At 49.9% G+C, this 4,067-nt stretch carries 2 protein-coding genes; both read right to left on the bottom strand.

Features of this window, described 5'->3' with window-relative positions; genetic code table 11:
* Nucleotides 1-736, bottom strand: a 736-nt coding sequence (locus VN105_RS20195; protein ID WP_325643567.1) for a SusD/RagB family nutrient-binding outer membrane lipoprotein, incomplete at its 3' end; no start/stop codon positions are given.
* Between the two features lie 10 nt (nucleotides 737-746).
* The gene (locus tag VN105_RS20200; RefSeq protein ID WP_325643569.1) at nucleotides 747-4,019 is read right to left on the bottom strand and encodes a SusC/RagA family TonB-linked outer membrane protein; all 3,273 of its coding nucleotides are present in this window, start codon (nucleotides 4,017-4,019) and stop codon (nucleotides 747-749) included.
* Between the last annotated feature and the right edge of the window lie 48 nt (nucleotides 4,020-4,067).

A 4,067-nucleotide genomic window follows, 5' to 3' on the forward strand; every position in this document is an offset into this window, starting at 1 on the left:
CGATGGCGGCATCCTCATTGGAAGTAAAGATCGGGTACTGTTTTGGGTTATCCAGGATGTTTTTGATCTTTGCCGCCGTTGGAATACGTTTGGACTGCCGCAGGTAATAACGCAACAGGAGCGAGTTGTTGAATTTACGCCACAGCTCTTTCTTGTTGTTGTAGAGCAGATCACTTCCATCCATCACATCCTCGCCTGCATACAGCGTGTTTGCTGTCTCCAAAGCTTTGATCATATCTGCGTAAATCTGCTCCTGCTTGTCAAACTTAGGCTGGCTGATGTGTTCTTCGGCAAGGAGTGCTTCGGACATCGGTACATCGCCAAAGCTATCGGTCAGTAGGCCGGCAATATAGGCTTTTAAGGTGATGGCAACGGCCTTATACACGGCCTGTCCGCTTTTTTCGGCTGCCGATTCCATCTCGCGGATATTCCGCAGGTACCGGTAACAGGTATTCCATGTACCGTCGCCGGAGGTCTCGGTAAAATAATACCGGTGCACACCATTGGCCACGCTCGGATTGGCCAGGCCGGTCTGCATGATTTCCCAGGTAAAGTCGTTGCTCCGTACAGTGAAATAGGTTGACATGCCATATACCGTAGGAGTGATTAATGCACTGGGGGTCACATTTTCGACTTTGTTGGGATCGGTATTGATTTCATCAAAGTTTTTGGTACATCCCTGTAGTCCAACCATGGCCGACAAGAGAAGTGCAATGCTGATATGTTTGATTTTCATTGGTCTCGATTTAAAAATTAGCTCTCAGATTAATTCCGAACGTACGTGTGCTCGGCATTTGTCCCATCTCCACGCCGGGCATGATCGTAGCGCCATTTAACGCAGCAGTCTCTGGATCATACATCGGGAAGTCGGACCACATCAATAGGTCACGGCCGAAAAATGCAATGGATGCACTGTTCATCTTCCAGCGCGACACGAGGCTTTTGGGCAGTCCGAATTCCAGGCGGACCTCACGCAGCTTCAGATAGGAGGCATCAAAACTGTTGGTCTCCATATTCGCCCGGCGATAGTAGTCGCCATACCAGGTATTGATAGCCACCTCTTTGGTATTGGGGCTATAGGTACCATCTCCATTGGCTACCATACCTTCACCGACGATAAATCCGGTCTCACGGCCTTTTAGCGTATGCATCAGTTTACCTTGCTCGGTCATCTTATGGTGTGTCTGGGAGTAGACAATGCCGCCGTACTGTCCATCCAAAAGGAAGCTAAAGGACATATTCTTGTAACGGAACTCGTTGTGAAGGCCGCCCCGCCAGTCGGCGTAGGCATTTCCGATCTTGACTTTATCCGTAGGACGAACAGCCAGACCGGTGCTTGCATCAATCAGCACATCGCCATGCTCATTGCGTACAAGACCATAACCCCACAGGTCTCCTGTCGAACCGCCAATGGTTGCCCGGATCTCTGCGGCTCCAGAACCGCTGCTCGCAATGATCTGATAGGGCGTTTCCACGCCTTCTGTCAATTCCAGTATCTTGTTGTCATTCTTCGACCAGTTTGCGGTTGCCGTCCACTGGAAGTGTTCTGTTTTGACGGGTGTTCCTGACACGCTCAGTTCCCAGCCTTGGTTCCTGATCAAACCGCCATTGATGAGGGCCTGGCTGTAACCGGTGCTGACATCCAGAGGAACGGTCAGGATCTGGTTACGGGATCGGTTGTAGTAAAAATTGATATCCGTCGTCAACCGGTTATTTAAAAATGCAAGATTCAATCCTGCCTCGGTTGATGTGGATATTTCGGGTTTCAGATTTTCGTTATGCAGCACCGAAGGGGCCTCGGCAGATCCCGGAAAAATGGACGTCTGAAAATATTTCAACGTGCTGTAGGGATCCGCATCGTTACCGACCTGTGCCCAGGACAGCCTCAATTTTGCAAAAGATACTGCTGATGGCATCGGCATGAGCTCGCTCAACACAAAACTACTGCTCACCGAAGGGTAAAAATAAGACCTGTTATTGGCTGGTAAGGTAGATGACCAGTCATTCCGCGCAGTCACATCCAAAAAGATTTTATCCTTCCAGGACAGGTTTACCAGACCGAATACACTTTGTATTTCTTTTTTTACCAACTTATTTTCGGCTACCGCAGTGGTAAGAGCATTGCTCAGTTTGTAAACATCCGGCGAGATCAATCCGCGGGCCACACCAATGTCTTCCTTCATATCGCGCTTCATCACGTTACCGCCCAAGGATGCCCGGAGACTGAAATCCTCGCTTAGCTTGTCGGTGTAGGAAAGCAACGCGTCGGTATTGGATTCCATATAGAACAGGTCCTGCTGCTTATAGTATCCCTTTGGAAAATTGGCCGTGTCCCAGGGCCGTCTTTGCTCGCGGCGGTCTGAACGCATATTGATGCCCGACCGTAGCATCAGCTCCCATTTGGGGTTAAAGGTATATACGCCCTGCAGCATACCATCGATGCCGTTGCTCACCAGGCTATTCGTCATTTCATGGGCAATGACAAATGGATTTTCGATATACGAGCTAAATGGATGTATCTGTTCGAGATTCTCCTTTCCTTTCTTCCATCTCGGCCGGTACCAGTTGAGGTCGATACTCGGATTTTGGAAGATCATGAAGTAGGCAATAGACTGATTGTTGTAGCCTGTTCCGGGGAGGTTGTCGCTGTTTTTGTTGGTGTAGTTGGCCTTGAAATTAATCTTGAGCTTTTCACTCAGATTGGCCGAACCATTGAAGGCAGCCACAAGGCGCTCGAACCCGGTATTGGGCATGATCCACTTATTCGAGGTATGCGTGAGTGATGTTCTTGCCGTAAAGTTGTCTGTTCCGCCGTCGAATGCAACGCTGTTCATATAGGTCGCTCCTGTGCGGAAGAAACCTTTGACGCCGTCCTTATAAGGCACCCATGGTGTCCGTTCGGTACCCGTTGTTTCCAGTTCTGGATCGTACTGGAAAAACATCTGCCCGTCAAATTTAGGTCCCCAGGCACTGGAGGTCGAACCGGTGTTACGGCCATCCTCGGTCAGGCCGTAGGAATAATACGGATCGCCGTTGGCATTGCGTTCTAGGTTGCCTTGCCCGTATTCATACTGAAAATCAGGCCATTTTAACACATTTTGAAAACTGCTGTTTGAATTGACGGTTACCCCGATACCTTTACCGTTTCTTTTTCCGGATTTGGTGGTAATAATCAGTGCGCCATTTCCTGCACGGCTACCATATAATGCGGTCGCGGCAGCGCCTTTCAGCACGGATATGGATTCGATGTCGTCAGGGTTGATATCGCCCAGTCCATTTCCAAAATCCACGGGAATATCTTTATCTGCACCGCTGGAACCGGCACCATAGGCATCGGTTACACCCGAACTAAACCGACCATTGACCAATGGAACGCCATCCACGACAATCAGCGCTTCGTTTTTGGTTGGATCCAAGGAGCGGTCGCCCCGTAAATTGATGCGCGCGGTGTTTAAGGGACCGCTGCTTGCCTGCGTGATGTTCAGTCCGGCGACCTTACCTTTCATGGCATCCACCCAATTGCTCGGCGTGGCATCGGTCATCTGTTGACCACTGATTTTACTCACGGCATATCCGAGGGATTTTTGCTCGCGTTTGATGCCCAGGGCCGTCACCACGACTTCCTCTATCTTCTGATCGGAACGATGTAAGGTGATGGATGCGTTTGTTGCGTTCGCTGACCATTTTCGTGCTAACGGTTCATAACCGACACTTTGAAAGGTCACTTGCTGACCGGCGTCGACCTGAATGGTAAAGCGACCTTGATTATCTGTGGTTGTCAATGGCCTGCCGCCTGCGGTGATCGTCACGCCGGCTATAGGTTGATGGGTGTTGTCGTCCAGTACCGTGCCGGATACCGAAACTTTCTGCTGGTTTAACCATACGTGTTTGTTCCCGTGAGGAGAAAAGGAATGCGCCACTCCCGGAGCAAAACCCAATCCGACCAACAGTAAAAATGCGCGGCTAGTATGCCCCGAGTATCGGTGGAACGATAAGGTAACTTTTTTCACTTTTTTCATAATAGACAAATCATAAGGCAGAAATCACTGCCGTCGATGCGGCAAAGC

The sequence above is a fragment of the Chitinophaga sp. genome (genome assembly GCF_035564935.1).
Taxonomy (GTDB): Bacteria; Bacteroidota; Bacteroidia; order Chitinophagales; family Chitinophagaceae; genus Chitinophaga.

Excerpts from the sequence above, each read along its gene's own strand:
- VN105_RS20200 (WP_325643569.1), bottom strand. The coding sequence starts at position 4,019 with ATGAAAAAAGTGAAAAAAGTTACCTTATCGTTCCACCGATACTCGGGG.